The sequence below is a fragment of the Kitasatospora sp. NPDC001095 genome (assembly GCF_053598615.1).
This window is the reverse complement of record NZ_JBSFKQ010000139.1, coordinates 1-1774: the sequence shown is the minus strand read 5'-3', so window position 1 is coordinate 1774 and position 1774 is coordinate 1. Positions and strand designations below refer to the sequence as shown.

Sequence of the window (1774 nt, the reverse complement as noted above, 5' to 3'; positions counted from 1 at the left end):
GCTAGCCCGGTCCTTCGCACATAACGAGTTCGGATGAACTGGTGATGCGACCGGTATCCCGGTGGGATGCCAGTCGTTGGACCCGGCATGCCGATATCTCGTTCACGTCGTTCCCGGGTCCACCGTCCGCGCTTTGCCGTGGAGTTGACGCCCGTGGTGGAGAGGCGTCTGGGCGCTCTGCCCGCCTCTGCCGAGTTTCTGCGCCGGCTGGACGTGGCCGGGATCGTCGACGAGCTGTGCCCGATCCGCGAGGTCGCGCACCTCACGCACGGCCAGGTGATCGAAGTGTTGATCGCCAACCGGCTGTCCGCCCCGGCGCCACTGGTCCGCGTGGGCGACTGGGCCCGGCAATGGGCGGTGGAGGAGGTCTTCGGCATCTCACCGGACCTGCTGGGTGACGACCGGCTCGCCCGCGCGCTGGACGCGATCGCGCCGCACCTGGACGAGCTGGTCGGCACGGTCGGCGCGCAGGCCATCACGGAGTTCGGCATCGACGTGTCCCGGATCCACTGGGACATGACCTCGATGTCCCTCTTCGGCGCCTACGAGGACCAGGACGAACAGTTCCCGCAGGTCAGGTACGGTCATCCCAAGGACCGCCGGGTCGATCTCAAGCAGATCCAGGCCGGTCTCGCGGTCAGCGGTGACGGCGGCATCCCGCTCTTCCACCGCGTCTACGACGGCGGCGCCGGCGAAGTGGCCCAGGTCGTCGGCGCGATGAAGGCCCTGCGCACGATGGCCGACCGCAGGGACTTCCTGCTGGTCGCGGACTCCAAGCTCGTGTCCCACCCGAACGTCACCGCCCTGCTGGAGGCGAAGGTCGCCTTCATCGCCCCCGCCCCGTCCTCCAGGATCCCGGACAGCGTCTATGCCGCCTTGAACCCCGACGACGCGCGGGTCGTGGACTATGTCCCGGACCGCGACGCCGGCAAACCGGCTGACCAGCGCGAGGTCTACCACGTCCTGGAGGACACCCACACCATCACCGGCCGTCGCAAGAGCGACCCGGCGCACACCCTGCGCAGAATCCTGGTCCACTCCACCGGCAACGCCCGCGGCCAGCGGGCCGCCCGCGCCAAACGCCTCGTCCGCGCGGCCGAGGACCTGGACAAGCTCCAGCGCGGCGCCGCAGGACGCTTCTACGGCACCGCCGAGAAGATCACCGCACGGATCGGCGTCATCGCCAGGACCCGCCGGGTCGAGGACTGCCTGCGCACCGCCGTCACCACCGACGAGGCCGGCCGCCCCGCCCTGGAATGGCACTTCGACCAGGACGTCCTGGCCGCCCAGGCCGCCGTCGACGGCTGGTACGCGCTGCTGACCAACCTCACCCCCGAACAGGCCACCGCCGAACAGGTGTTGTTGCGCTACAAGGGCCAAGCCGTGGTCGAACGCCGCTACCACGACTTCAAGGGCCCCCTCGCGGTCGCGCCGGTCTTCCTGCAGCACAACCGGCGCATCGCCGCCCTGATCACCGTGATCTGCCTGGCCCTGCTGATCTTCTGCCTGATCGAACGCCAGGTACGCCAGGCTCTCGGGCCAGAGCAGACCATGCGCGGCCTCTACCCCGACAACCGAGCCGTCCGCCCCACCGGCCGCATGATCTTCTACCACCTGGCCAGCCTCATGATGCGGCCCGGTACCACCACCAGCCCACCCGTCGTCCTCATCAACCGAGGAGTCCAAGCACACCTGCTCGAACTCCTCGGTACCGACGAAACCCGACCCCGCTGGCTGGAGACCTAAAACCCCATGTGCGAAGTCACCGGCTAGC

General features: G+C 69.0%; 1 protein-coding gene. It reads left to right on the top strand.

What is annotated here, in order from left to right:
* The first annotated feature begins 153 nt into the window (after window positions 1-153).
* Complete coding sequence (locus ACWDBB_RS36160) at window positions 154-1746, top strand: IS1634 family transposase (RefSeq protein WP_449793646.1); 1593 nt, start codon at window positions 154-156, stop codon at window positions 1744-1746.
* Window positions 1747-1774 lie beyond the last annotated feature (28 nt).